The 3,346-nt window shown below is 43.8% G+C and carries 2 protein-coding genes; both read right to left on the minus strand.

Features of this window, described 5'->3' with window-relative positions:
• Window positions 1–557 precede the first annotated feature (557 nt).
• Window positions 558–1,748, minus strand: a complete 1,191-nt coding sequence (locus ACZIX2_RS14135; protein WP_463340739.1) for an Lnb N-terminal periplasmic domain-containing protein — start codon at window positions 1,746–1,748, stop codon at window positions 558–560.
• Between the two features lie 171 nt (window positions 1,749–1,919).
• Entirely contained in the window at window positions 1,920–2,990 is a 1,071-nt protein-coding gene (locus tag ACZIX2_RS14140) for a putative type IX sorting system protein PorV2 (protein WP_463340740.1), read from the minus strand.
• Window positions 2,991–3,346 lie beyond the last annotated feature (356 nt).

Raw genomic sequence — 3,346 nt, forward strand, 5'->3', positions numbered from 1 at the left:
GCTTCGACTTCGCTCAGCATAAACTACTCAGGGTGACAAGGCAGCCCTTCGACTCAGCTCAGGGTAAAGGTTAGAAATGAGAAGGCAGAAGTTAGAAGTGGCAAGGCAGAAGGCAGAAATGAGAAGGCAGCCCTTCGACTCTGCTTCGACTTCGCTCAGCATAAACTACTCAGGGTGAAAAGGCAGCCCTTCGACTCAGCTCAGGGTAAAGGTTAGAAATGAGAAGGCAGAAGTTAGAAGTGACAAGGCAGAAGTTAGAGGTGAGAAGTTAGCCCTTCGACTTCGCTCAGGGTGAAGGTTAGAAGATCCAATCCCAAAGTGTTGGGAGAAATTCCAAATTCCAATTACCCTGCGAATACATTCTCAAATTTCGGAACGAAATTGAAGTGACGGAACAAAACAAAAAAGGCGAACCATAAGAGCCCCAAGACCGTTCATCTAGGAAAAGAGACAATATCCTAGGGCAGGCTGTTGGAGTCGTCCCGCATAGTCTGATACAAAATGACAGCCTAATCTGCTATATACACCCCTATATCTAACGGATCTCCTATTACATTCTAAACCTTAATCTTTAAACTCCCGATACTTTCGGAAAAACCCTTAAACGCCCTTTTTTTCAGTGGAATAAAAGGAGACAGACGATGCAGCAAGGTGATCGTCAGTATGATTAGGGGCAGCACTAATAAAAACGGCGCTTTGTTACACATGATTAGGGTGTAGACCAACACACAGCCTACATTGAAGAGGACAAGATACCGTGTGAGCTTGGCCTGATTCCGCCCAAAAAACACGACCAATACCAATAGCGTCGGATTGAACAACAGCGCATTGTAATTTTGTGCCAATTCAGGATGCAAGGAATAAAAGCCCATGCTTACAAAAAACACACCCAAAAGCCCCAGAAAAGCGAGAAAAACCAGAGCAACAGCTTTTCGCTTCCAAAAGAGCAAGAGCAATACTACTACCGCATACGTATACACATTATTCCACCAAGAATGAGGCACTACAGGCGGAATTGACAGCAAGGTGATAGCAGGTGCGCTGAGCAACTCGTTTTGGTAGCGACTGGTTTTCAAAGCCTCCATCAACTCCAATGGTAAAAAAACCGTAGTGGCGGGTTGATCGACTTTGGTTCCAAAAATGACACTGGTTCCTAACTGCTCATAAAAATGGTTTTTAAAATAGGGATACAAGACCGAACGATAGGTAACTGCATCCGTCTTGTTTTTCCGAATCACTGCCGCTCCTAGGCTGCTATTCAACAAATCGACCACCATGGTGGTACAATTCTTATCGATAAACTTATAGGTATAGTATTTTTCATCGGTTTGCATGGTAATTTGCAACCGATCCCAAATGCGTTGCTTAACGAATTGTGGTATCTTTAATTGTTGTTCGTACACCGAGCGCCCTTCGTATTGGTATTGCTGTACGAAATCCGTAAAACTATGCGCTACGACAAAATATTGCAAATCGCCTTTGGCAAATCGGGCTACAAAATTAGGCGTCGAAAAATCAAAAGCCCCGTAATTGTAGACCACATCCAAGCCTTGCTCGGGATCCGCTATGCGCAAGGCGGTATGTCCAAAAAGCGAATAGGATTCGTTGCCCGTGGCGCAAGTTAGCACACTTACAGTAGCTTTTGGCGAAAGCGAAAGCGCTTGTGCTCCAACTAACGTAGTCCAAAGCAAGGTCCATCCAAAAATTAAGCGAGTACAAATCAAAGTAGGCCGTGTGAAAAATGTCATGGGGAATAGTGCTAATTTTAAGTGCGTAAAAATAGCAATTTTTGATGGCTATGAAAGTATGATCCAAAGAAAGTCTGCTTATCCCCTGCCCAATCACAAGAAAAAGAATTGGCCCATCTGATGCCACTACTCAAGGGACTTGCCATTTTCCTTACCAAAACGCATAGCGACTTATCTTCGAAACTGCCCCAAATCGACTTTGAGAGAAAAGATATTGGAATACAAGGCGACTCCCCCATTCCCCAAATTGGTTAACGCATAGTCGACCTGAATGCCTCTATACTGAAAACCCAAGCCAATATTGGGTTGTAGGTTAAGCTGCTCATTAGTATCTAATTGGGTCACTTTTTGAAAATTCCCTACTCCTGCCCGCACAAAAACCAAATCGGTATACCCAAATTCGACTCCAAGAGCGGGATCAATACTTACGACAGGGCTAGAAAAAATGGCATTGGAACGGCTGAATTGTAGGTTGAGATTGGCCGCTGCCAAAACCGAATAGTCATAGCGAATGATCATCTTTTTGGCTACCCCCAACTGCGCTTTGGGAGGGGTTATTTCGGTACTTTCGGGAAGCTCTTGGTTTTGTCCTGGGATGGCATTGGCAATAGCCGCATACTTTTGCTCATCAATATTCCAGACATTATAGGTGGTGGTCAAGTCGCGCACTAGGAGTCCGAATTGCCAATTGCGGTGTTCAAATTGCACCCCTACATCGAAGCCAAAACCCCATGAGCTGGCAAAATCACCTATCACCCGACGAATGACCTTAGCATTGACCCCATATTGAAATCCAGGCACGGGCAATTTTCTGGCATAGGAAAACGTAAACCCATAATCGGCTGCCGAAAACAAGGAGATGCGATTGTAATCAATATTGCCTTGATTGTCGATCAATTCGGTAGTATTCATAATGTCGTCCACACCAAACCGAATCATCGAAATCCCCCAACTGCTTCTGTCGTCTATAGGAGCGGCATAAGCCAAATAATCGTATTGTGCGATATTGGCAAAATAATTGGCATGCATGGCGGCCGCTTGATGGTCTTGCAATCGGGTTAGGCCCGCAGGATTCCAATAGCCTGCATTGACATCTGCCGTAAAAGCTACCGCAGTATTGGACATCCCCAAAGCCGCTGCGTCCACGCCTATAGAGAGGAACTCATTGGAATACTTGCGAAGGGATTGGCTGTACAACACAGCAGGTCCCACAATCAGCAAAAGGAGTACGATTTTTTTCAAATGGAGCACTATACTAGTAGGTTTAAAAACCCAAAAATAGTGTTTTTACAATAATTAAAAATCAAAAGCTCAATATAATGTTCAGGCACGATAACTAGCACAAATGTCACGCTCGTACTTTGTGCTACGCGAGCGAAATGTTATTAGGTGAAGCATTTTTTTTGTCATTCTGAGGAACGAAGCATCTCATCATGTGAACCATCTGTGTGATTGCTCCTCTGTCGGAATGACAAAATGCCGAGTCTTTTTCCTTAACTTAATGACATTGCGCTCGCACTTGCGTTGAAAAGTATAAAAATGTAAACTTTTTTAGAACAAGACAAAATGTTATTAGGTAAAGCATTTTTTTTGTCATT

Source organism: Flavobacterium riviphilum (genome assembly GCF_055231795.1).

What these genes read in the sequence shown, in the direction of transcription:
- ACZIX2_RS14135 (WP_463340739.1), bottom strand. Translation starts at nt 1,748, where the DNA reads ATGACATTTTTCACACGGCCTACTTTGATTTGTACTCGCTTAATTTTT.